Origin of the sequence: Aurantimonas coralicida DSM 14790 (genome assembly GCF_000421645.1) — a bacterium.
Classification (GTDB): domain Bacteria; phylum Pseudomonadota; class Alphaproteobacteria; order Rhizobiales; family Rhizobiaceae; genus Aurantimonas; species Aurantimonas coralicida.
This window is the reverse complement of record NZ_ATXK01000002.1, coordinates 398,249-420,515: the sequence shown is the minus strand read 5'-3', so window position 1 is coordinate 420,515 and position 22,267 is coordinate 398,249. Positions and strand designations below refer to the sequence as shown.

General features: G+C 68.4%; 22 protein-coding genes. 7 read left to right on the top strand and 15 right to left on the bottom strand.

Annotated features, from left to right (window positions below; genetic code table 11):
* Positions 1-51 precede the first annotated feature (51 nt).
* From H536_RS0106645 to H536_RS0106625, 5 genes are all read right to left on the bottom strand, one after another.
* The gene (locus H536_RS0106645; protein WP_024349723.1) at positions 52-627 is read right to left on the bottom strand and encodes a DUF447 domain-containing protein; all 576 of its coding nucleotides are present in this window, start codon (positions 625-627) and stop codon (positions 52-54) included.
* Positions 628-661: 34 nt separating this feature from the next.
* Positions 662-2,068, bottom strand: coding sequence for a DUF6513 domain-containing protein (locus tag H536_RS0106640; protein ID WP_024349722.1), 1,407 nt, complete (start codon positions 2,066-2,068; stop codon positions 662-664).
* A 91-nt stretch (positions 2,069-2,159) separates the two neighbouring features.
* Complete coding sequence (locus H536_RS0106635) at positions 2,160-2,801, bottom strand: amino acid kinase family protein (protein WP_035694729.1); 642 nt, start codon at positions 2,799-2,801, stop codon at positions 2,160-2,162.
* A gap of 101 nt (positions 2,802-2,902) precedes the next feature.
* A complete protein-coding gene (locus H536_RS0106630) occupies positions 2,903-3,967 on the bottom strand; it encodes a (5-formylfuran-3-yl)methyl phosphate synthase (protein WP_024349720.1) in 1,065 nt (354 codons plus the stop codon).
* On the bottom strand, positions 3,964-4,512 hold the full coding sequence (locus H536_RS0106625; protein WP_244495372.1) for a DUF3280 domain-containing protein: 549 nt from the start codon (positions 4,510-4,512) through the stop codon (positions 3,964-3,966). Before H536_RS0106625 ends, H536_RS0106630 begins: the two co-directional genes overlap by 4 nt.
* A gap of 192 nt (positions 4,513-4,704) precedes the next feature.
* Here H536_RS0106625 and H536_RS0106620 point away from each other — a divergent pair, with 192 nt between their 5' ends.
* The 4 genes from H536_RS0106620 (at position 4,705) to H536_RS24910 (ending at position 8,292) form a co-directional block, all read left to right on the top strand.
* The gene (locus tag H536_RS0106620) at positions 4,705-5,901 is read left to right on the top strand and encodes an ABC transporter substrate-binding protein (protein WP_051141545.1); all 1,197 of its coding nucleotides are present in this window, start codon (positions 4,705-4,707) and stop codon (positions 5,899-5,901) included.
* Positions 5,902-6,028: 127 nt separating this feature from the next.
* The gene (locus tag H536_RS0106615) at positions 6,029-7,393 is read left to right on the top strand and encodes a sensor histidine kinase (RefSeq protein WP_024349717.1); all 1,365 of its coding nucleotides are present in this window, start codon (positions 6,029-6,031) and stop codon (positions 7,391-7,393) included.
* Positions 7,390-8,019, top strand: a complete 630-nt coding sequence (locus H536_RS0106610; RefSeq protein WP_009210883.1) for a response regulator transcription factor — start codon at positions 7,390-7,392, stop codon at positions 8,017-8,019. Before H536_RS0106615 ends, H536_RS0106610 begins: the two co-directional genes overlap by 4 nt.
* Positions 8,020-8,115: 96 nt before the next feature.
* Complete coding sequence (locus H536_RS24910; RefSeq protein WP_169513619.1) at positions 8,116-8,292, top strand: hypothetical protein; 177 nt, start codon at positions 8,116-8,118, stop codon at positions 8,290-8,292.
* Positions 8,293-8,328: 36 nt separating this feature from the next.
* On the opposite strand, the gene H536_RS0106600 is transcribed toward H536_RS24910, so the two are convergent.
* The 4 genes from H536_RS0106600 to H536_RS0106585 form a co-directional block, all read right to left on the bottom strand.
* Positions 8,329-8,931: a rhodanese-like domain-containing protein gene (locus H536_RS0106600; RefSeq protein ID WP_155898412.1), complete on the bottom strand. Its 603-nt coding sequence runs from the start codon at positions 8,929-8,931 to the stop codon at positions 8,329-8,331.
* 17 nt (positions 8,932-8,948) lie between these two features.
* On the bottom strand, positions 8,949-9,911 hold the full coding sequence (locus H536_RS0106595) for a substrate-binding domain-containing protein (RefSeq protein WP_024349715.1): 963 nt from the start codon (positions 9,909-9,911) through the stop codon (positions 8,949-8,951).
* Between the two features lie 3 nt (positions 9,912-9,914).
* Positions 9,915-10,649: a c-type cytochrome gene (locus H536_RS0106590; protein WP_024349714.1), complete on the bottom strand. Its 735-nt coding sequence runs from the start codon at positions 10,647-10,649 to the stop codon at positions 9,915-9,917.
* 180 nt (positions 10,650-10,829) lie between these two features.
* Complete coding sequence (locus H536_RS0106585; RefSeq protein ID WP_029702842.1) at positions 10,830-12,677, bottom strand: methanol/ethanol family PQQ-dependent dehydrogenase; 1,848 nt, start codon at positions 12,675-12,677, stop codon at positions 10,830-10,832.
* Between the two features lie 647 nt (positions 12,678-13,324).
* Here H536_RS0106585 and H536_RS0106575 point away from each other — a divergent pair.
* Positions 13,325-14,293 (top strand): quinoprotein relay system zinc metallohydrolase 2, encoded by a 969-nt coding sequence (locus tag H536_RS0106575; protein WP_155898411.1) that lies wholly within the window; start codon positions 13,325-13,327, stop codon positions 14,291-14,293.
* 121 nt (positions 14,294-14,414) lie between these two features.
* On the top strand, positions 14,415-15,305 hold the full coding sequence (locus H536_RS0106570; RefSeq protein ID WP_024349711.1) for a quinoprotein dehydrogenase-associated SoxYZ-like carrier: 891 nt from the start codon (positions 14,415-14,417) through the stop codon (positions 15,303-15,305).
* A 76-nt stretch (positions 15,306-15,381) separates the two neighbouring features.
* Here the strand turns inward: H536_RS0106570 and H536_RS0106565 are convergent, their stop codons facing one another.
* The 6 genes from H536_RS0106565 to H536_RS0106540 all read right to left on the bottom strand — a co-directional run bounded on the left by H536_RS0106565 (position 15,382) and on the right by H536_RS0106540 (position 20,753).
* Complete coding sequence (locus tag H536_RS0106565) at positions 15,382-15,828, bottom strand: hypothetical protein (RefSeq protein WP_024349710.1); 447 nt, start codon at positions 15,826-15,828, stop codon at positions 15,382-15,384.
* Positions 15,829-15,971: 143 nt separating this feature from the next.
* Entirely contained in the window at positions 15,972-16,133 is a 162-nt protein-coding gene (locus tag H536_RS24285; protein ID WP_085931402.1) for a hypothetical protein, read from the bottom strand.
* 57 nt (positions 16,134-16,190) lie between these two features.
* On the bottom strand, positions 16,191-17,153 hold the full coding sequence (locus H536_RS0106555) for a beta-propeller fold lactonase family protein (RefSeq protein ID WP_024349709.1): 963 nt from the start codon (positions 17,151-17,153) through the stop codon (positions 16,191-16,193).
* A complete protein-coding gene (locus tag H536_RS0106550) occupies positions 17,153-17,692 on the bottom strand; it encodes an SRPBCC family protein (protein WP_029702838.1) in 540 nt (179 codons plus the stop codon). The genes H536_RS0106555 and H536_RS0106550 overlap by 1 nt, the downstream gene beginning before the upstream one ends.
* A 156-nt stretch (positions 17,693-17,848) precedes the next feature.
* Complete coding sequence (locus H536_RS0106545; RefSeq protein ID WP_244495371.1) at positions 17,849-18,595, bottom strand: IclR family transcriptional regulator; 747 nt, start codon at positions 18,593-18,595, stop codon at positions 17,849-17,851.
* 82 nt (positions 18,596-18,677) lie between these two features.
* A complete protein-coding gene (locus H536_RS0106540) occupies positions 18,678-20,753 on the bottom strand; it encodes a 3-hydroxyacyl-CoA dehydrogenase NAD-binding domain-containing protein (protein ID WP_024349706.1) in 2,076 nt (691 codons plus the stop codon).
* Between the two features lie 273 nt (positions 20,754-21,026).
* On the opposite strand from H536_RS0106540, the gene pimC reads away from it, so the two are divergent.
* Positions 21,027-22,232, top strand: coding sequence for a pimeloyl-CoA dehydrogenase large subunit (pimC, locus tag H536_RS0106535; protein ID WP_024349705.1), 1,206 nt, complete (start codon positions 21,027-21,029; stop codon positions 22,230-22,232).
* Positions 22,233-22,267 lie beyond the last annotated feature (35 nt).

The following is a 22,267-nucleotide window of genomic DNA, read 5'->3' as shown; positions in this document are numbered from 1 at the left end:
TGCGACAGTCTGTTCAGTGGAGCCGCGTCATTTCTGTCGGCCGGGCAAGGCTCAGGCGGTCGGCTCGACCTCGGCCAGATGGGCGATGACCTTCTCCAGCAGCCAGTACCAGGCCTGCTCCTCGTCGGGTCCCGCCGTCTTGTCGATGGCGATCTTCAGATAGGCGATCTCGTCCTCGATCTTCTCGGTCGGCAACATCTTGAGCCGGCTGACAAGAATGGCAGCCTCCAGCACGGCGGCCTTGGCGCGGTTCATGCCGAGGAACGGCCGATGCTGGCCCGACGAGGCGACGCGGCAGTGGAAGCGCGGGCGGATGTCGTCGCCGGTCACCGAGACGACTTCGAGCACGTCGTGGCTGAGGGCGGCCTCAAGCCGCGGCACGGCGCAGCCCTCCACCGGCGCCAGCGGCCAGTCGCGCCGGCCGGTCAGGCAGCCGGCAAAGATCTTCGCCTCGTCGGTGTAATTGACGATGGCGACGCCCGTCGCCTCGATATTGGCAAGGGTGGTTGAGGGCCGGAACGGCGCGATCACCCAGCCGTCGCTATCCTGGATGATGCCGAGCGGCGCGATATGCACCACGCCGTCGGCCGAAGCCGTGGTCAGGATCGTCTCGCGGATATAGGGCATCGTCGGTCTCTCGCGCGTTGTCTCTGTCGGCCCGTCAGCCGGACGGGGTCTGCTTCTTCGCCTTCAGCGTATGGCCGGCTTCCTCCAGCCGGGTGCGGTCCTCCTCGCGCCGCGGCGCAGCACAGCCGAAGTCGAGCGGCGTGTCCTGCGCATAGCGCTTGCCGAGCCGCCAGGCGATCTCGGCCTTCTGCAGTTCGGCGCCAAGATAGAAGGCGTGGCCCGTGTCGCCCGCCACCTCCAGTTCGGGAAAGAACTCGAAGGCGTCGGTCTGAACGACATGGGTGTCGCGATTGTAGAGATGGACGCCATCTGCCGCCGTCTCGATGCGGTAATTGCGGTCGCGGATCGTCGCCGCCTGCTCGGCCAGTTCCTCAGGCGTCGCGGCATGGGGCTTCACGTCGTGGACCTGCAGCAACGCGCCGGAATAGCCGCGTGGCAGGGCGCCGTCGGCGCGGGCGGCAAACATCATCCGCCGCGCCGCGTCGTGCTCCTCGACCGTGCGCCGCGTATGCGGGCGGACATGCACGACCAGAAGGTTGCGGATCGCCAGTTCCGAACAGATGCCGAGCAGGGTTGCTGTGATGCCCGAGGTATCGGCGTCGGTCAGTTCGGTGAGATTGCCCGTCCCCATCAGGATCTCGACATCGGGATAAGCTTCGCGCAGCCGGTGATAGCGCACCAGCGAGGCAGCGAAGCCGAAATGGATCGGGTCGAGGATCGGATCGGCGATAAAGGCGATGCCCATCTCGCGGGCGCGGTCGATGGCGCGTTCCAGCGAGGCGAAATCATGAGGCCTTGCCGGCACCAGGATCGGCACGGCCTCGCCTTCGCGGGCGATGTCGAGGGTCTCTTCGGTGAGGCTCAGAAGGAAGTCGGCGCCGGCACGCGTGGCCCGGGCGAGTTCGTCGGGATTGGCGGAATCGACGCTCACCCGGTGGCCGGCCGCCTTCAACGCGCGAACGGCCGTCTCCAGATGATCGAAGGGCGTGTCGGGCAGGCAGCCGAGATCGATCACGTCGGCCCCGGCCGCACGCATCGCCTCGGCGCGCCCGACGATGTCCTCGACGGTCAGCGCCGAGGCATCGACGATCTCGGCGAAGATCCGCATGTCGTGGCGCGACAGATCCGGCGGCGTGCCCTTGCGGCCGAGAAAGGCCGGCAGGTCGGCCAGCTCGTCGGGACCGCGCTGGAATGGCACGCCGAAGCTCTCCGACAGGCGATCGAGATCGGCGCGGCAGCGCCCCGGCAGGATCACCCTGTCGGCCGCAACGGGTCGCGCGAGGCGACGCTCGATGATGTCGCCGGTGGCCAGCGCCGCGACCTTCACGCCGATATCGGCAATCGCCCAGTCGAAATCGGTCTCGCCGAGCCCCGTCAGCACGCGTTCGAGCCGCGGACGCGCCAGATGACCAGTCAGAAAGAGCAGGGTTTCCTTCGCCATGGCCGGTTATGTCGGCCAGTGCGGGAGCGATGGGAAGCGCCGAAGCAACGCATGCGACGCAGACGCCATGGATCGTGACATGGGCGTCGTCTCAGGCCGGGGCCGAGGCGGCCGGCGCCGGCTGCCGCAGGATCCGGCGTCCGGGGATCGTCCCCTCGCCGAGATTGATGCCGGCCGCCGACAGGTCGGCGGGACCGGCGACATAGAGGTCCGTCGCCTCGCCCAGGACCCGCGAAAACGCCTCGTCGACGATTTCGGCGCCGGCCAGGGCCGCGAGGGTGGAATCGTCCGGCAGGTCGATCTGCTTGATCAGGCAGAGCCGCGCGCCGGAGATATGCCCGGCGAGCCAGGCGGCGAGACTGTCGGAGGTCACGGACCAGTCCCGGTCGATCTCCGGCGCCGCCAGCGCCATCTGCCGCGGCATCCAGACCGGGATGTCGCCGCGCTCCAGCGCCGCCGCGATGCCGGCATCGTCGCTCGCCCGCACCAGACGGCTGCCGAGGCCGACCAGCGCCAGCCCGAACTGCTCCATGGCCAGGATCGCCATCTCGTGGGCGGTCGCGTCGTCGAAGCCGATGCGCGGCTGGTAGCGCCGCACCGCCTCGGCGAAGGGGCCACCGCCCGGCACGATCACCACCGGCATCCGGGTCGCCTCGATCGCCTTCAGCCAGCGCAGGAGATCGGGCGTGGTCGCATAGCTGCCTCCGAACTTCACGACCAGGATGTTGTCCACGAAGCTGCCCCCTGCAACGCTCTGCCATTCACGCGGCCACCGTGTCACGGCGCGCCCGGCCATGCCACCCGCCCCGCGAGATTCTTGGATCGGAGCCCGGTTCAGCGTCCGCCGGCGCGGCGGCGCGTCAGTTCGATGCCGACGGCCTCGGGCCCGAGTTCGAGCTTCTCGACGCGCACCGTCACCTCCCGAATGCGGGCGTCGGCGAGCACCATTTCGGCGAGTTCCACCGCCAGCGTCTCGACCAGATCGGTGTGGCCGCGGGCGGCGAGCGCGCGGATGGCGTCGAGGATCAGATCGTAGGAATAGATGTCGGCCATCGACCGCGCATCGGCGCCGATCGGAGCGATCTCGGCCTCGACCGAAAAGCACACCTTCTGGGTCCGGCCGCGCTCGTGATCATAGGCGCCGATCTCCATCGGCACGGTGAAATCGCGCACCAGGATGCGGTCGCCGCGCCCGGCGACGGGCTCGATTCCATGGTCGGAATCCTCGGTTGCCGGCAGCAGCGCGCGGATCGTGCGCACGGCGCCAAGATCCACCGGCGCGTCGCGGGCGCCCGTCGTCAGCGCGCCGCGAAAGCCGAGATAGTCGGGCCGCAGGACGGCAAGGCGCGGCACGTCTGGCGGCTCCAGCGATCCGGCCAGACCACTCATCAGGCCGAGATCGCGTGCGTTCCGCACGAAGTCGCCGAGCGCGGTCATGGACAGATGCGCCATCAGCCGGCCGCTCGACTTGCCGATCGTGTCGATCATCGCGCCCCTGAAGCCGGCCTCCGCCAGCACCGGCAACAGGCTGAAATCCGGGTCGCCATCGGCGAAGAACACGGCGATGAGCCCGGTGCGGTCCGCCAGCGACCGCAGCGCCTCGATCACCGCGAGGCGCGCGTCGCGGCTGGCCGGAAACAGCCCGATCTTGACGAAATCGGCGGCGACACGGGCTTCGACCGCCTCGCGCACCGTGTCCGGCAGCATGGGCAGGTCGCCGGCGACGGCCGACACCGGCTTGCGGCCGGCTACCATGTCCATCGTCTCCGCAAGCACCTGCGGCGAGACGGCGCCGAGTGCGCCCTTCGCCGGGTCCTTCAGATCGACGAGATCGGCGCCGCCCTCGAGGACGATGCCGGCTTCGTGCGGCCCGGTGACGCTCGCCAGAAGCCTGATCAACGCGCGGCCTCGAACTGCGTCTCGAGGACGTTTTCCCAGAGGTAGTCGATGCCGCGCTGCCAGCTCTGGTCGGTGTTGGAGCGAATGTCGGCGCTGCCGCGGGCGATCGCCTCGCCGGTCTCGGCATCGAAGGCATAGGCGTTGATGTTGAGGATCAGGTTGGAGACCTTCTGCACCGTGCCGGTGACGGCGATGTCGGCGCCGATCTCGCGGGCGAAGGTCTGGCTGCAATTCCCGCAACTCTGCAGATACTGCTTCTTCGCCCGTTCGCGCACCGGCGCAATGTCGACGACGCTGTAGCCGGGCAGCGCCGCGATTGCCTCGCGCAGGTCCGGTGCCAGGCGGTCGAGCCGGGCCTGCTCGTCGGCGTTCTCACCCATCATCGAGCCTTCGAGGCTGGAATCGATCAGTTCGAAGTCGAAGATGGCGACGGTCCTGTCGGCGGCTGCGGCGGGCAGTGCCAGCGCCAGAAGGAAGGCGACAACGGGAAAAACTCTGCCTTGCCTTGGCGCGCGGCCTTGGGGAAACAATGGTAGGACGAACACTCTCGCTTCTCCGTGGAACGCGATGCCCACCGCGCTGGCGCTAGAACTAACGCCCTGAGCCTGTGGAGCAAACGATTTTCGCGGGGGGTGCGCGGGAGGCGGGTGGGAGCCCGCCGGGGGAATGGGAGGCAGATCATGTCGAAGACGGCGATGGCACGCGCGCTGACGGGGGCCGCGGCCCTGATGCTGGTGATGGTCGGCGCGGGACAGGCGCAGGAACCGGCTGCCGAGCCGGGCACGGAGGCTGCGGCTCCGGCAACCGAAGCGGCGCAGACCGTCAAGCTCGGCTATCTCAGGACCTGGGAGCCGACCCTCGCCCTCTCGGTGCTGAACATTCCGCCGGAGGATATCGGCGTCGCCGGCGCCGAGGTGGGGATCGCCGACAACAACACAACCGGCTCCTTCATGGGTCAGAACTTCACCATGGACGTGGTGACGCTGAAGCCGGGCGAGGACGTGGCCGCGGCGGCCCGGACCATGCTGGAGGCCGGCGTCCATTACATCGTCACCGACCTGTCCGGCCCCGACACGCTGGCGGTGGCCGAGCTGGCGGCCGCGGCCGATGCGCTGGTCTTGAACGCCGGCGCCACGGACGACAGCCTGCGCGGCGCGGACTGCCGTCCCAACATGCTGCACACCGCCCCCTCGCGGGCCATGCTGACCGACGGTCTGGCGCAATATCTGATGTGGAAGCAGTGGCGCGAATGGGCGCTGGTGGCCGGCGAACATCCCGACGACCAGACATTCGCCGACGCGCTGAAGCGTTCGGCCACCAAGTTCGGCGGCAAGATCGTCGCCGAGAAGCTGTTCGAGGACAAGGGCGGCGCCCGGGCGACCGATTCCGGCCAGGCGCTGGTGCAGCGCCAGATCCCGGTCTTCCTGCAGGATCTGCCCGATCACGACGTGCTGCTGGTCGCCGACGAAAGCGAGGTGTTCGGCAGCTATGTGCCATGGCGCAACTGGATCCCCCGTCCCGTCGCCGGCACGGCGGGCCTGACGCCGGGCTCCTGGCATCCGGCCAGCGAGCAATGGGGCGGGGCGCAGATCCAGAACCGCTTCGTGGACGCCGCCGGCCGGCGGATGGAATCCAAGGACATGCAGGCCTGGACGGCGGTGCGGGTCATCGGCGAAGCCGCCTCGCGCACCCAGTCGGTCGATCCAGCGACGATCGATGCCTTCATCAAGAGCCCCGACTTCACCGTCGCCGCCTTCAAGGGCCAGCGCCTGACCTTCCGCGACTGGGACTGGCAGCTGCGCCAGCCGGTGCTGCTCGGCACCGAGGCCTCGGTGGTGTCGTCGTCGCCGCAGGAAGGCTTCCTGCACCAGGTCTCCGAACTCGACACGCTGGGTATCGACGAGCCGGAGACGGCCTGCGATTTCGGCGGATAGCGCGACGGATCATCGGCGCGGCCGCCCTTGACGGGCGACCACGCCAGCGCGTCTGAATGAACGCGATCCGGGCCGCGGACGCACAGCCGCCGGGCCCGCCTTCCCGTCACCGCAACGATCGGCCGCCTTGTCCCTGAAAGCCCGCCTTGCCGCCACGCTCACCGCCGCCTTCCTCGCCATTCTGGTGATCGGCGGCCTTCTGGGCTTTCGGCAGGCCTCGTCCAACATCGAAGCCGAACTGACCGCGGCGCGCACCGTCGCATCGAATCGCGTTGCCCAGCTGATCGCCGAACTGCCCGCCTCCCGCGACACGCAGGGCGAGCTGGCCAGCTTCGTGCGCGCCTTCAACGGCGACCGCCATGTCCAGATGATGCTGATCGATGCCACCGGTGCCGTGCGCGCCGCCTCGCAACCCGCCGAGGCCTATGGCGGCCTGCCCGAATGGTTCGTCGATTTCCTGGCGCCGCCGCCCTCGACCATCATCATGCCGTTGTCGGGCAGCGCCCTGCCGATGACGGCGGCGGTCGTCTCCATCGACCCGCGCAACGAACTGGCCAGCAGCTGGATGGACCTCGCCACCAGCCTCGCCATCCTGATCGCCTTCCTCCTGATCGCCTTCGCCGCGATCTGGGTCGTCGCCGACCGGGCCCTGCGCCCCCTCGCCGACATCCAGGCGGCCTTCGCCCGGATCGGCGGCGGCGACTACGATATCGATCTGGCTCCCGCCGGCCCGCCGGAGATGCGGGCGCTGGCCGCCGGCTGCAACGACATGGCGAGGCGGCTCGACGAGATTTCGGCGCGCAACCGCCGGCTCTCCGAGCAATTGCTGCTGCTGCAGGACGAGGAACGCGCCGAACTGGCGCGCGATCTGCACGACGAGATCGGCCCGCTGCTCTTCGTCATCGACGTCGACGCCTCGGCGATCCGCCGGGCGTCGGCCAAGCTCGATGGCGGCGAAACGATCGCGTCGCGGGCCGAGGACATCAAGTCGGCGGCCCATCGCGCCCGCCAGGAGGTGCGCCGCATCCTCACCGATCTGCGGCCCGGCCTTATGCCCGGCCTCGGCCTCAAGGCATCGATCGAGGATCTCGTCGCCGACCTGTCCCGCCGCCATCCCGACATCGCCATCACCGCGGCGCTGGAAGACGGCGACTGGGGCGGCACGCTGGAGGTCCTGGTGCTGCGCGCGGTGCGCGAAGCGGTGCACAATGCGCTTCGCCATGGTCACCCGAGCCGCATCGCCATCCGGCTGGAGACCCGCGCACGACGGCTGGAATTTTCGGTGGTCGACGATGGCGGCGGCCTGCCCGCAACGGGCACGGCCGGCGGCTTCGGGCTGATCGGCATGCGCGAGCGGGTCGAGGCGGTCGGCGGGCGTCTCGACATCGCGCAGGTGCCCCTGCCGCCGGGGGTCCGGCTCGAAGGCTGGGTGCCGCTGCCGCGCGGAACCGGCCCCCATATCGACGGCGACGACAGGCAGGAGACGTCATGAAGATACTGATCGTCGACGATCATACGGTGGTGCGGGACGGCGTCCGGCGCCTCGTGGAAACGCTGGAGGTCAGCGAGATCGGCGAGGCCGAAACCCCGTCCGAGGCGCTGGCCGAGTTCCGCCGCCTGCGGCCCGACGTCGTCGTCCTCGACATCAACCTGAAGAACGGCAGCGGCCTCGACGTCCTGCGACGGCTGCGCGCCGACGATCCGAAAGCCCGGATCGTCGTGTTCTCCATGTATTCCGACATCGTCTATGCCGCCTCGGCGCGGCGCGAGGGCGCGCTCGGCTACGTCGCCAAGAGCGCGCCGTCGGACGAACTGGTCGAGGCGATCGAGATGGCGCTGAAGAACGAGCCCTATGTCGACAGCGAGACGGCGGCGCTGATGGCGACCCATGCGGGCCGCGGCGCCGGCCCCGACGACCTGACGCGGCGCGAATTGCAGATCCTGCACATGCTGGGCGAAGGCAAGAGCCTGACCGAGATCGCCGAGGGGTTGGGCGTCGCCTACAAGACGATCGCCAACACTTCGACGCGGATCAAGGAAAAGCTCGGCGTCGAACGGACGTCCGATCTCGTCCGCTTCGCCATCGAGACCAAGGGCGGCCGGATGCTCAATCGCTGACCGGCGGACGCGAAACGCCGACGACCGCTTGACGCATCGGAACGCGCGGGGCAGTCCTTGGACCGGCCCCTTGCCGCTGCCGAAGAAGGAACCGCCATGCCGCTCCTGCTGATCGTCCTGATCGCCATCCTGATTGCCCAGATCGGTTTCTGGGACACGTTCGGCGCGCTTCTCGGCGCGGCGGCGATGCTGGTCCTGTTCGTGGTCGTCGCGATCGTTGCGGCGGGGGTCGCCGGCTACATCTTCGTACGGCGCACGCGCCGGCGCTTCTGACCGGTCGTTCGTTCCGGCGAGCCTCGCTGACCGGCGTTACTCGTCCGGTCGCGGCTCCGGCCGGTTGGCGGCCAGATCGTTGCCCGCCTCTGCCCAGCCCTGGACACCGTCGGGATACCAGTAAACGGCCTCATAGCCGGCGCGGATCGCGCGTTTGGCGGCGTTGTAGCTCATCCAGCAATCGCGATCGCAATAGATGACGAGCGGGCGGCTCTTGTCGCCACCGGTCGCCGTGGCGAGGCCGTCGAGGAGATAGGCCTCCATTGCCGGCGTCAGCGCGCCATAGCCGGTATCCACCAGCCAGAGCGAGCCCGGAATGTCGTTGCGGGGTCGTTCGCGCCACAAGGTGCTGGCCGGCAGGTCCGGCCGTGGCGGACGCGGCAGCACGTCGACGAAGGCGACACCCTCGCCATGCAGGCGCTCCGCCGTCTCCGTATCGATGACGGTGCCGCCGGCAAGGGTGGCGGGCACCGGTGCCCGGTAGGCTTCGGTGCGGTAGTCTTCGGGCTCCGGAACCGCGACGTTGTCCACTGCCGCCGTCTGCGCCTGGGCGGTGAAACCGCCCGGCCCTTGGCCTGGGAAGACCACACCGCCGACCGCCAGCGCCAGCCAGGCCAGCGCCGGGATGATCCGCCGCATGGCCGGGCCCGGGCGGGTCACCCCTTCGGCTCGGGGCTGGCCGCGGTATCCGTCGCGTCGGCCGGAGCCGTCACGTCGGTAGCCTGCGCCTTCTGCGGCAACGGCAGGTCCTGGGCGGTCTTGCCCGATTGCGACAGGATCGGCTGGTCCGCCTCGTCGAGCAGCGGCACGCCATAGGCCAGCAGGATCTCGTTGATCTCGCCCTGATAGTCGCGGATCGCCCGGTTGAGCGTGCGCTTCCATTCCTGGTCGGAGGCCCGCACCCCCATGGTGATGCGATAGGCGAGGGCCGGGCCCGGACCTTCAGCCACCAGCGGCACGACGGTGTAATCGGCATCGGCGAGCTTGGCGTAATAGCCGGCCATCGGGCCCCAGAGCACGGCCGCGTCGATGTCGCCGGTGCCGAGATCGTCGATCATCGACTTGGCGGAATTGTCGACCCGCGTGTCGATCATCAGCTGGTAGGGCTTGGCCCGGCCGATCAGCCCGGCGCGGGCCAGATAGGTTGCCGGCGGCGTGCCCGCGACGATGCCGATCCGCTTGTCCTTGAGCTTGGGGTCGGCGATCGTCGTTACCCCGGCGAGGGCGCCATCCTCCGGATAAACCAGCGCGTAGGAGGTGCGGTAATAGGCATTGGTATTCTGGACGAGTTCGTCACCCTGCGGGTAGCTGATGATCACGTCGCAGAGATTGGAGCCGAGCGTCATCCGCACGAAGCCGGTGGCCTGCGGGAAGTAGGAATAGCTCACGGACTCGCGGTCGAGCTTGTCGGCCAGAAGCTCGGCGATTGCCTGCTCCATGCCCTGTTCGGCCTGGTTGGAGAAGGGCATGTTGTTCGGGTCGGCGCAGACCCGCAGGACGTTCGGATCGACGAGTTCGATCTCGCCGCCGAACTCGCGATCCTGCGCTGCCGCCGGAAACGACATCGCGAGCGCCAGAACGCTCGCGATGCCGGCAGATGTCCTCGACACTGCTGTCATGCCTTAAAATCCCAGACAGTCGTACTCTTCCTGCTGGGCCTCCTTGTTGTTGGCGATCCGCTTGGGCTCGCCCCGCCCGATGGTGCCGTCTGCGCGGCCCCGCAGGTAGATGTAGATCGAGTCCAGCGAGCACATCACGTTGGGATCCTCGCCCCAGGCCGGCATGATGGAGTTGCCGGCGCTCCACTTGTTCTGCTGGCCGCCGACGACGATGCCGGCATAATCGTAATAGGTCAGGTCCTGCAGGGACTCCGCCAGATTGGGGGCGAAGGACGAGCCCATGCCGTCCGGGCCGTGACACTGCATGCAATTGGCCATGTATTTCTTGTAGCCGCGCCAGGCGTACCAATCGACCTTGCCATCGGGTGCGACGACATAGGTCGGGTTGCCGGCCGGATCGGCATTCTTGCCGAGATCGCCTTCCGTCGGCGCATTGCCTTCGGTGGCCGTATCCTTGGACGGATGGGCGTCGGGCTTCATGTGCTCGGCGGATGCCATTTCGGCATCGCCGCTGGCCGGGGCCGTCTCGGCGGCAGCCGCCTCGGGGGCCTTGTCGGCGGCGGCGGGCGCAGCCGTTGCGGTCGCCGCGGCGGCACCGCCTGTCTCCGCGGCCGGCGCTGCTGCGGCAGGCGCCGCTTCGCCGGCGGGAACGACCGTGGTGCCACTGTCCTGCGCGATGGCCAGGGTGCTGGCCGACAGGAGGGCGGCGCCCATGATCGCGATCAACTTGCTGTTCATTCAAGGCCTCATGTTGACAACCGGGCCACTCAAGCGGCCCGAGCTTCGGACGATGCGCGCGGATGGCGCGCACCCTCCCCTCCCAAAAGCGAAGGCCCGAGGTCGAGGTCGATGCCTGACGACGGGCCCTCCAGTCATGCGGAGGGCCCCGCCCTGTTCAGAGCGAGGCCCCTTGTCAGCTTACTTGCTCGCGGTCTGGTCCGGGACGGTGAAGACCGTCAGCTGACCACCGAGCGCGGTGTACTTGGACAGGGCTGCATAGCCGCCGACCGCGCCGAGACCGGCGTTGGGATCGGTGAGGCCTGCCGCCAGGCCGATGCCGGCCCAGCCGCCGATGCCGGACAGGATGCCGACATACTGCTTGCCGTCGTTCTCGTAGGTCATCACGTTGCCGATGATGCCCGACGGGGTCTTGAACTTGTAGAGTTCCTCGCCCGTCTGCGCGTTCACCGCCTTCAGGTAACCCTCGAGCGTGCCGTAGAAGACGATGTCGCCTGCGGTCGCCAGAGCGCCGGACCACACCGAGAACTGCTCGGGCAGCGACCAGACGATCTCACCCTTGCCGGCGTCCCAGGCGATGAAGTTGCCCATGCCGCCATGGCTGTTCGGCGCCGGGTACATCGACAGGGTCGCACCGACGTAAGGCTGTCCGGCGGTGTAGGCCACGCGGAACGGCTCGTAGTCCATGCAGACGTGGTTGGTCGGCACGTAGAACAGCTTGGTCTCCGGCGAATAGGCCGCCGGCTGCTGGTCCTTGGTGCCGAGCGCGGCCGGGCAGATGCCGGTCGAGTTCACGTCTTCGCCGTTCTGCTCGGTCGAGTATTCGGCGACCACCTGCGGACGGCCGTACTGATCGGACTCCTTGTCCATGACGACTTCCGTCGCCCAGTTGACGGCCGGGTCGTACTTCTTGGCCACCAGGAGTTCGCCGGTCTCGCGGTCGAGGGTGTAGGCGAAGCCGTTGCGGTCGAAGTGGACGAGCGCCTTGCGCTCGGAACCGTCGACATCGATGTCCGCGAGGATCATCTCGTTGACGCCGTCGAAGTCCCACTCGTCATGCGGGGTCATCTGGTAGACCCACTTGGCCATGCCGCTGTCGGCATCGCGGGCCATGATGGTCATCGACCATTTGTTGTCGCCCGGGCGCTGGGCCGGGTTCCAGGTCGAGGGGTTGCCGGTGCCGTAGTAGATCAGGTTCAGGTCCGGATCATAGGCGAACCAGCCCCAGGTGGTGCCGCCACCGATCTGCCACTGGTCGCCTTCCCAGCTGTTGAGCGAGGAATCGGCGCCCACCGGCTCGCCGAGAGCCATGGTCTTCTCGGGGTCGAACAGCATCTCGTCGTCCGGACCGGTCGAGTAGGCACGCCATGCCTGCTTGCCGTCGGAGAGATTGTAGGCGGTGACCGAGCCACGTACGCCGAACTCGCCGCCGGAAATGCCGATCAGCACCTTGTCCTTGAAGACCATCGGCGCGGCCGTGCCGGTCTCGCCCTTGGACGGGTCGCCGTTCTGGACGGACCAGACCTGCTCGCCGGTCTTGGCGTCGAGCGCCACGACGGTGGTGTCGGCCTGGTGGAGGATGACCAGGTCCTTGCCGCCGTCACCCTGCGCCGGGGCATAGGCGACGCCGCGGTTGACGGTGTCGCAGCACATCACCGGGATGACGTTGGGGTCCTGCTTCGGCTCATACTTCCACGAGATCGAGCCGTCGTCGGACAGATCGAGGGCGTAGACCATGTTGGGGAACGGCGTGTGGACATACATCATGTCGCCGACGACCAGCGGGTTGCCCTCGTGACCGCGCAGCACGCCGGTCGAGAAGGTCCAGGCCGGGACCATGTCGCCGACATTGTCCTTGTTGATCTTGTCGAGCGTCGAATAGCGCTGGTTGGCGTAGTTGCCGGTCGGCATGACCCACTGCGCGGCATCGCCCTGCAGTTCCTGCAGTTTATCGTTGGCGGAGGCGGTGCCCCCGATACCAACGAGCAGGCTGGATGCAAGTGCAGCCTTCGTGATGAGCTTCAACATTCACTGTCCTCCCAAGGAACTGTGCCGGCGACGGCTGGCGGCAGGATTGCCGACATACGTCGAACCATCGGTAGCGTCGGGGGAAGGTTTCCGGCAGCGTGTCACGACCGCCAATAGGGGTCTTGGTGGGCACCGTTGATCAACGCCCTACCGTGGCCTTCGAGATTCGCAGCGCTCCCAACACTGCGACCTTGAAGCCGGAAACCATGGAAGGATGCTAGTTCGGGAAATTTTCCTGCGCAAGCGCCGAATGCCACTTTTCCTGTGTGCGCTGCAGCATTTCCTGGGTGCAGTGCAGTGGAAGCGCTGCATTCATCTCGCTATCCGGCACATAAGCCGACAAAATACCGTTGTTTTTGCGAGATATACTGTCCGAAGCGCCGAAAGTCGCGACGAGGCGCCGCAGGACTGCCCGGATGTTCTGCAACCCGATCGGGGAATGACCCCGCGCGCCGTCGGCAATTCACGCGTGATACTAAAGTGGCAGGACAGCCAATGGTCGAAACGCCGGAATCATCTCGCTCGGCGCTGCGATCAACGGCGCATGGGCAAGGTTTGTCGACCGCGCGGTCGTCGAACGGCCGGACGAAGCCCTCCCCGTCACGTCCAGTTGAAGCAGCGGCGCGCTTGCCCTGCGGCATCGCCGCGTGCCTGATACCGGGATGATCTGGACCTCGCCCTCCACCCTGCGCCGGCTGCCGGCGGCGCTGCTCGCTTCGATGCTGCTCCTCGGCGCGGCGCTGCCTGCTGCCGGCGAATCGGCACCCGGCTTCGAGGAGATCGCGCCGGGCATTCATGTGCGGGCCGGGCTCGTTGCCGAAACCACGCCAGACAATCACGGCGCCATCGCCAATCTCGGCTTTATCGTCGGCGCGGATGCCGTCGCGATGATCGACAGCGGCGGCAGCATCGCCGATGGCGAGGCCGCGCTGGCGGCGATCCGCGCCGTGACCGACAAGCCGGTCCGCTATCTGATCAATACCCACATGCATCCCGACCATGTGTTCGGAAATCAGGTCTTCGCGGCCGCGGGCGCGACGATCATCGGTCATGCCAAGCTGCCGGCCGCCCTCGGGGCCCGCGCCGAGCACTACAAGATGTCGATGCGCGAACAGCTCGGCCCCGAAGCCGCCGAGGCGGTGGCGGTCACCCTGCCCGACGAGACGGTGGCCGACACGCGCCGCCTCGATCTCGGCGGACGCATCATCGAACTGCGCGCCTGGCCGACCGCCCATACGGACAACGACCTGACCGTCTTCGACGAACAGACCGGCACGCTATTTGCCGGCGACCTGGTGTTCATCGCGCATGTGCCGGTGCTGGATGGCTCGCTGAAGGGCTGGCTCGCCCGGATCGCCGACCTTCGCGACCTGCCCGCCGAGCGGGTGGTGCCCGGCCATGGCCCCGCCAGCGCGCCGTGGCCGCAGGCACTCGAGGCCGAGACGGCCTATCTTGAGGCCCTGGCCGCCGACCTGCGGGCGGCCATCGCCGCCGGCGTGCCGCTGTCCGAGGCGGTGGAGACGGCGGGCGCGGGCGAGGCCGACCGATGGCAGGTGTTCGACGCCTTCAATGCCCGCAACGCCACGGCCGGCTTTGCCGAACTCGAATGGGAGTGACGGCGCCCGGCGGGCGCTGATCGTCAAGTGTTGATCGGTGCCGGCCTTGCCGTCGAAGCCACCGGCGGTCAGATTGACCGCAAGCGAACGGGCACTCGCAGGACATAACCGGGAGGTTCTCATGCCGAAGGCTCTATTCGGGGCGCTGCCGCATTCGACATCGGCGACCAGAGCGGGCCGCGCGGCCCGGCTCGGCGGCGTCGTGACGCTCGGACTGGCCGCGGCCTTCGGCGCCTTTTCCGCCGGCAGCACTGCGTGGGCGGCATCGCCGGAAGAGATCGCGGCAGCGGCGGATTCGGCCTGGCCCGGCCTGAAGGGCGACCTCTTCGGCGACCGCGAACTGGTCGAGGGCAGCGACGCGATCGCGCTGGACGCGCCGGCCCGGGCGACCGACCCGGCCATCGTGCCGATCAAGGTGACGCTCGATCCGGCCCGCGACATCCGCCGCGTCACCCTGGTCATCGACGAAAATCCCGCCCCGGTGGCGGCGACCTTCGAGATCGCGCCGGGCGCGGGTCTCACCGAGCTGTCCACCCGCGTGCGGGTGAATGCCTATACCGACATCCACGCCGTGGCCGAGGCGGCGGACGGCACGCTCTATGTGACGAAGCAGTTCGTGAAGGCGGCGGGCGGCTGTGCCGCGCCGGCGGCCAAGGATCCGGAAGTCGCGGCCCGCCAGATGGGCCAGATGAAGCTGCGGCAGTTCGCGGCGGCGGAGGACGCAGCCGACACCGCCCGCAACGAGGCGCAGCTGATGATCCGGCACCCGAACAATTCCGGGCTGCAGAAGGACCAGGTGACGCTGCTCTACATCCCGGCGCATTTCGTGTCGGAGCTGGCCGTCACCCACGGTGGCGAGCCGCTGTTCTCGATGACCGGCGGCATCTCGATCTCGGAAGATCCGAGCTTCCGCTTCGACTATGCGGGCGCTCCGGCACTGCCCTTCCATGCGAAGGCCACCGACACCGAGGGCAATATCTTCGAACAGACCTTCACCGCCGGCCAGTCCTGATCACGACCTGAACGCGGCGCTTGACGCGCCGGTCTTGCTGGACCGCCTGGCCGACGGGTGAAGGCAGGCGTCGCCGTCAGTTGAAGCAGCGGATCTCGGCTTCGGCCTGGGCGCGGCGCAGGTCGGCGACCGTCGCCTTGGCGTCCGCGCTGGAGCGGAACAACACCCCCTTCTCGCCGGTGACCTGGCCCATCGACAGATAGGTCGAGGCGTCGACATAGCGCTGATAGGGCAGCAGCGTTGCGACCACGTCGAAGGAGCAGGAACACTGCTCCAGCGCGGTGCGGGTGTTGCCGTTGCTGGACATGCAGCCGAACACGTAGTCGGCCGTCGCGGTCGTCGGGTAGTCCGCGGTGGCGGCGTTCGGCACGCTGCCGGTGACCGGCACCTTGGCCGACCCGGCTTCGCCGACGATCACCTGGGGCGGCTGCGGCGACTGTGCGGCGGCCGGCAGGGTGGCGAGCGCCGCAAGGCCGGCGGCGACCACTGCCATCGTCAGCCCCAGCGCGTTGATTCGTCCCATCTTGGCTCCTCCCGATTTTCCGTTCCCTACCCGGCAGGCGGGACCGAGCTCTCGCCTGCCTTATGCAGCCTTGTGCCGTCCGATGCCGCATGGGCGCCCTCCCGGTCGCCCTTGCCGGCCCGGCGTCGCAGCACCGCGACCGGCTAGAAATGCCGCCCGATCGTATTGCCGAAGCCGGCCCCGATCGCGATCCCGACGGCGATGCCGAGCGCCACATTGTCCAGGACGAAGGCGCCGAGCAGCGCCCCCAATCCGGTTCCGATTGCGGCACCGAAAGCGATGCCGCCATAGCGATTGTCCGTCATGGCATGTCTCCTTCGCGCGGGAATCTGGCGCAAGAGTCTGGCCATGATGTGATATCGTCAGGGCGCCTTGCCGATGAACTCCCCGAAGGCGCGCGGGCCGTCGCCGACCTCGACGCTGCCGACCACCTCCAGCGTGCCGGCATCGATCTTCGACAGCGTGTTGTCGAACCAGTTGGCGACATAGACGAAGCGCCCGTCGCTGCCGACATCGATGCCTTCGGGATATTCGCCGGTTTCCAGTTGCTCCAGACGCGTGCCGGTCGCCGCATCGAAGACGGTGACGGTGCTGCCATACTGGTCGGTGACGAACACCTTGCCGCGGCTTTCGGCCACCGCATAGGGGTGCGAGCCGACCGGGACCGTGGACGTGACCGCATGGGTCGCCACATCGATGATGCTCACGTCGTCGCTGCCGACATTGGCGGCATAGACCCTCTTGCCATCCGGCGAGATGGTCACGCCGAAGGGCCGTTCGCCGACCGCAACGCGGGCGATGGCCGCGCCGGTCGCCGTGTCGATGAAGGAGACCTGGTTGGAATCGCGGTCGGCGGTGACGACCATCTTGCCGTCGGCGCTGACGGCGACGCCGGAAGGCGATTCCCCGGTCTCGAAGGACCCCACCACCTTGCGCGTCCCGGGATCGAGAACCAGCAGCGAATGGGAAAACCAGTCGGCGACATAGACCGGTGCGCCGGACGGATGCACCGCGATGCCGAGCGGCCCGCCGCCGGTGGCGATCTCGCCGATCGTCTCGCCGCTTGCGGTGTCGACGATGCTGATCGCCTTGTCCTCGGGCCGCGAGACATAGGCGCGGCGGCCATCGCTGGAAACCGCGATCCCCGCCGGCTTGCCGGTCACGGCGATGGTCTTCGTCACGGCCATGGCGTCGAGATCGACGAAGGCGAGTTCTCCCGCCTCCTGGCTGGTGACATAGGCGATGTCGCCGGCCGCGGCCGGCAGCGACCAGAGCAGCGCGGCGACGAAGGCCGCCTTCGCCCCGCTCGCTGCGACGCGCCGCATCAGGAGCCCGATTCGACGGTCGCCTTCAGATTGTCGAGACCCTCGCGGATATAGGCGGTGACCCCTTCCACGGCGGCTTCGTCGTTCAGCTCGGCCGGCGGATCATTGTTCGGATAGCCGCGATAGAAGGCGGCGCGCCACTGCACCTCGGACCCGGCGCCGTCCTTGGCCGGCTTGACGGTGATGGTGGAGGAATAGTTCGTCGCCGGCAGCAGATCGACATTCACATGGCCGATGAAGGTCGAGTAGCTCATCTTGGTGGCGTCGTATTTCGACAGCTCCTCCTCCATCATGCCGCCGTCGGTGAAGCCGAGGGTGCGGATCGAGCCCTTCTCGTTGCCCTTGGGGGCGTCGGTCATGGCGATACGCGGATGCCAGGACATGTCGCCGAACTCGGCGATCTTGGCCCAGACCTTGTCCGGCGCTGCGTCGATCGTGACGGTTTCGCTCGCCTTCTGGCGGGTCGGGCCATGCGCGAGGGCCAGTCCCGGCAGGACGAAAAGCGCGACGATGAAGCTGATGATGCGTGCTGCCACGATCGGGGTCTCCCATTGAGTGTGACCGACCGGTCCGGTGCCCAAAACCGACGCGGATTGCGGCGAAACCTATTGCCATCGCGCTGGAAGGAAAAGGGACTTCGTCCCATGCGCGACGATTTTCCTATGCGCATCGCGAAAGCCGGCGGCGCGGCGCGGCTACAGTCCCAGCGCGCCGCGCACCGCTTCAGCCGTGCGCTTCAGCTTCGGCCCGACGTCGCTGCGCAGCCGCTCGGCCGGCAGCGCGAAGGCCGGGCCGCCGCAATTCAGCGCAAAGGCGAGACCGCCGGTACCGATGGCCAGCGGCACGCCGACGGCGTTGACCTCGCGCTTCCAGTCGCCGGCCGAGACGACGAAGCCCAGCGCCCGGAAATCCTCGAGCGCCGCGGTGATCCCCGCCTCCATCGCCGGCCAGGCCTCGCCCTCGCGGCTCGCCAGCTTCGCCATCAGATCGGCGCGATCGCGGTCCGGAAGGCCGGCGAGATAGGCTCGCCCGATGGCCGAGGTTGCGAGCTTCAGATGGCTGCCGACGTCGAGATCGACCCGGATGGCGCTCGATCCCCGGCAGGCCTCGACATAGAGCATCGCCATGCCGTCGCGGGTCGCCAGGGCGACCGAGCACTGGGTCTCGTCGGCCAGCGCCTGCATGAAGGGCCGCGCCACGTCGCGCACCCCGAGCGAGCCGAGCGTGGCGAAGCCGAGGGCGAGCGCGCCCGGCCCCAGCCGGTAATTCGCCGATTCGGGCAGATGCACGAGATAGCCGAGGCGGCTCAGCGTGTAGGTGAGGCGCGACACGGTCGCCTTGGGCAGGCCGGTGCGCCGGGCGATCTCCTGATTGCCGAGCGCGCCGTCGTCGCGGCGGAACGAGCGCAGGACGTCGAGGCCGCGCACCAGCGCGGTGACCATGCCGGGATCATCCTCCGGCGCTGGTCCCTCTGCCGTTGCGTCCGCGTCCCGCCTGCGCATCGCCGGGCCCTCCGCCGCGTTCTCAGGCGGCGCCGGTGAAGGAGCCGCCCTCGCGCACGATCCGCTCCAGCATCGGCGCCGGCGCGAAGTCCTCGCCGAAGCGCGCCTCAAATTCGCGCATCTTTTCGAGGATCACGTCGGGTCCGATCGTGTCGGCGGTGAACATCGGCCCGCCGCGATAGACCGGCCAGCCATAGCCGTTGATCCAGACCACATCGATATCCGAGGCGCGCTGGGCGATCCCCTCCTCGAGGATCTTCGCGCCCTCGTTGATCATCGGATAGACCAGCCGTTCCAGGATCTCGTCGTCACCGATGGCCCGGCGCTCGAAGCCCTCCTCGCGCGACTTTTCAAGGATGATCTCCTCGACCATGGCCGAGGGCGAGCCCTTGCGGTTCTCGTCATAGTCATAGAACCCGGCTGAGGTCTTCTGGCCACGGCGATCGGCCTCGCAGAGCCGTTCGCGGATGGTCTCGCCCCTCGACGTCTCACGGTTCCAGCCGAGATCGAGCCCGGCGAGATCGGCCATCTGGAACGGCCCCATCGGCAGGCCGAAATCGGTCAGCACCCGGTCGACGTCCCAGGGCATCGCCCCTTCCAGGATCAGCTTGTTGGCCTCGCGCTGGCGGGCCGACAGCATGCGGTTGCCGACGAAGCCATGGCAGACGCCGACGAGCACCGCGGTCTTGCCGATGTCGCGGCCGATCTTCATCGCCGTGGCGATGACGTCCTTCGCCGTCTCCCCGCCGCGCACGACCTCCAGCAGCTTCATGATGTTGGCGGGCGAGAAGAAGTGCATGCCGAGCACGTCTGCCGGCCGCTTCGTCACCGACGCGATCTCGTCGATGTCGAGATAGGAGGTGTTGGAGGCGAGGATCGCGCCGTCCCTGGCGATCGCGTCGAGGCGCGTGAAGATCTCCTTCTTCACCTCCATCTCCTCGAAGGCGGCCTCGATGATCAGGTCGCAATCGGCGAGATCGTCGAATTCCAGCGACGGCGTCAGGAGGGCGTTGGCCTTTTCGGCGTCCTCCGCGCGGATGCGGCCCCGCCGGACCGAGGCGGCGTAGTTCTTGGCGAGGGTGCCGGTGCCGCGGTCGAGCGCCGCCTGGGCCTGCTCGACGATGGTGACGGGAATGCCCGCCGACAGGAAGTTCATGGCGATGCCGCCGCCCATGGTGCCGGCGCCGATGATGCCGACGCGGCCGATCTTGCGCGTTGGCGTGTCGGCGGGAATGTCGGCGATCTTGGCAACGGCGCGGGTGGCGCCGAAGACGTAGCGCTGGGCCTTGGACTGGGTGCCGCCCAGCAGTTCGACGAAGATCTCGCGCTCGCGGGCCAGCCCTTCGTCGAAGGGCAGACGCGCGGCATTGGCGACGGCGTCCATCGCCTTCTCGAAGCTTTCGAAGCCGCGCATCTTGCGGCCATGGCGCTCGCGCGCATCCGCCAGCGCGGCGTCCACATCCTCGCCGTCGAGACGCTGCGCCTCGTCCCGGATCCGGCGCAACGGCCGGCCTTCGGCGACGATCGCCTTGGCGAAGCGCAGCGCCTCGGCGCGCAGGTCGCCGGCCGCCAGCTCGTCGACGATGCCGAGGGTCACCGCGCTCGCCGCGCCGACCGGCGTGCCGGTGAGGATCATGTCGAGGGCGCGGGGCAGGCCGACCAGCCGCGGCAGACGCTGGGTGCCGCCGGCGCCGGGGATGATGCCCAGCTTGATCTCGGGCAGGCCGACCTTGGCCGAGGGCGAGGCGATCCGGTAATGGCAGGCGAGCGCCAGCTCCAGCCCGCCGCCGAGCGCCGTGCCGTGCAGCGCCGCGATCACCGGCTTGTCGAGGGCCTCGATCTGGTCCTGCAGATCCTGCAGCGTGGGCGCCGCGATCGGCTTGCCGAACTCCTTGATGTCGGCCCCGGCGATGAAGGTGCGGCCAGCGCAGATCAGGACGATGGCCCGGACCGCCGGGTCCGCGGCGGCTGCCTCCAGCCCTGCCGCGACGCCTTCGCGCAGGATGTGCGACAGCGCGTTGACCGGCGGGTTGTCGAGCGTCAGCACTGCGATCTCTCCCTCGACGTCCAGCGTCGTGGCGGGATTGATTGTCGTCATGAAACGGTCCTGGATTAGCTGGCGGGCCGGGCCCTGCGGAGAAGGCAGCCGGGGTTGCGGGGGGCGGCAAACTGCCCGGACGGGAGCGCCGCGTCGTCGTTGACAGAGGCTAGGGCGATTTCTACCTTGCGGCAATTGCAAAACCGAATTCCACGATGCGGAATCCGGGGCGCGGATCGCAGGGCCACTTCTGCTCCACGAGGGACCGGAAGCGAAGCCCGCGGCGGGTCCGCCTGCCCCCGCATCGCCCTTCACCGACAAGGATGGACACAGATGGACCTTCGCTTCACCGACGAAGAGGTCGCGTTCCGCAACGAGGTCCGCAGCTTCATCCGCGAGAACGTGCCCGCCGACGTGACGGCGGCGCTGCGCGACGGGCGCCACGTGTCGAAGGACGGCATGGTGCGCTGGACCCGCATCCTCAACGCCAAGGGCTGGTCTGTGCCCCACTGGCCAGTGGAGCATGGCGGCACCGGTTGGTCGCCGATCCAGCAATACATCTTCCAGGACGAGATGCAGCAGGCGCCGGCGCCGCAGATGCTGCCCTTCGGCCACAACATGGTCGCCCCGGTGATCTACACCTTCGGCAACGACGCCCAGAAGGCGAAGTACCTGCCGCGCATCGCCAATCTGGACGACTGGTGGTGCCAGGGCTTCTCCGAGCCGGGTGCCGGCTCCGACCTCGCCAGCCTGACGACCCGCGCCGTGCGCGACGGCGACCATTACGTCGTCAACGGCCAGAAGACCTGGACGACCCTGGGCCAGCATGCCGACTGGATCTTCTGCCTGGTGCGCACCGATCCCGACGCGCCGAAGAAGCAGATGGGCATCTCCTTCCTGCTCATCGACATGACGACGCCCGGCGTCACCGTCCGGCCGATCCAGACCATCGACGGCGGCCACGAGGTCAACGAGGTGTTCTTCGACGACGTGCGCGTACCGGTCGAGAATCTCGTCGGCGAGGAGAACAAGGGCTGGGACTACGCCAAGTTCCTGCTCGGCCACGAGCGCGTCGGCATCGCCCGGGTCGGCGGCTCGAAGGAGCGGATCCGCCGCCTGAAGGAGATCGCCCGGCTGGAGTTTGCCGGCCAGATACCGGTCTGGGAGAACCGCCGGTTCCGCGAGAAGGTGGCCGCCGTCGAGGTCGAGCTGAAGGCGCTGGAGATGACCCAGCTGCGCGTCGTTTCGGCCGAGGCCAAGCGCGGCCATGACGGCAAGCCCGACCCCGCCTCCTCGATCCTGAAGATCAAGGGATCGGAGCTGCAGCAGGCGACGACCGAGCTCCTGATGGAGGCGATCGGCCCCTATGCCCTGCCCTACGAGGCGGAGCGCGAGGACGGCCGCAACGAGCCGCCGATCGGACCGGACTACGCCGCCTCGCTGGCGCCCGCCTATTTCAACTACCGCAAGGTGTCGATCTACGGCGGCTCCAACGAGATCCAGAAGAGCATCATCGCCAAGGCGATCCTCGGCCTCTGATCGCGCCGGCGCCCGCCGCGTCGGTCCTTCGCCCT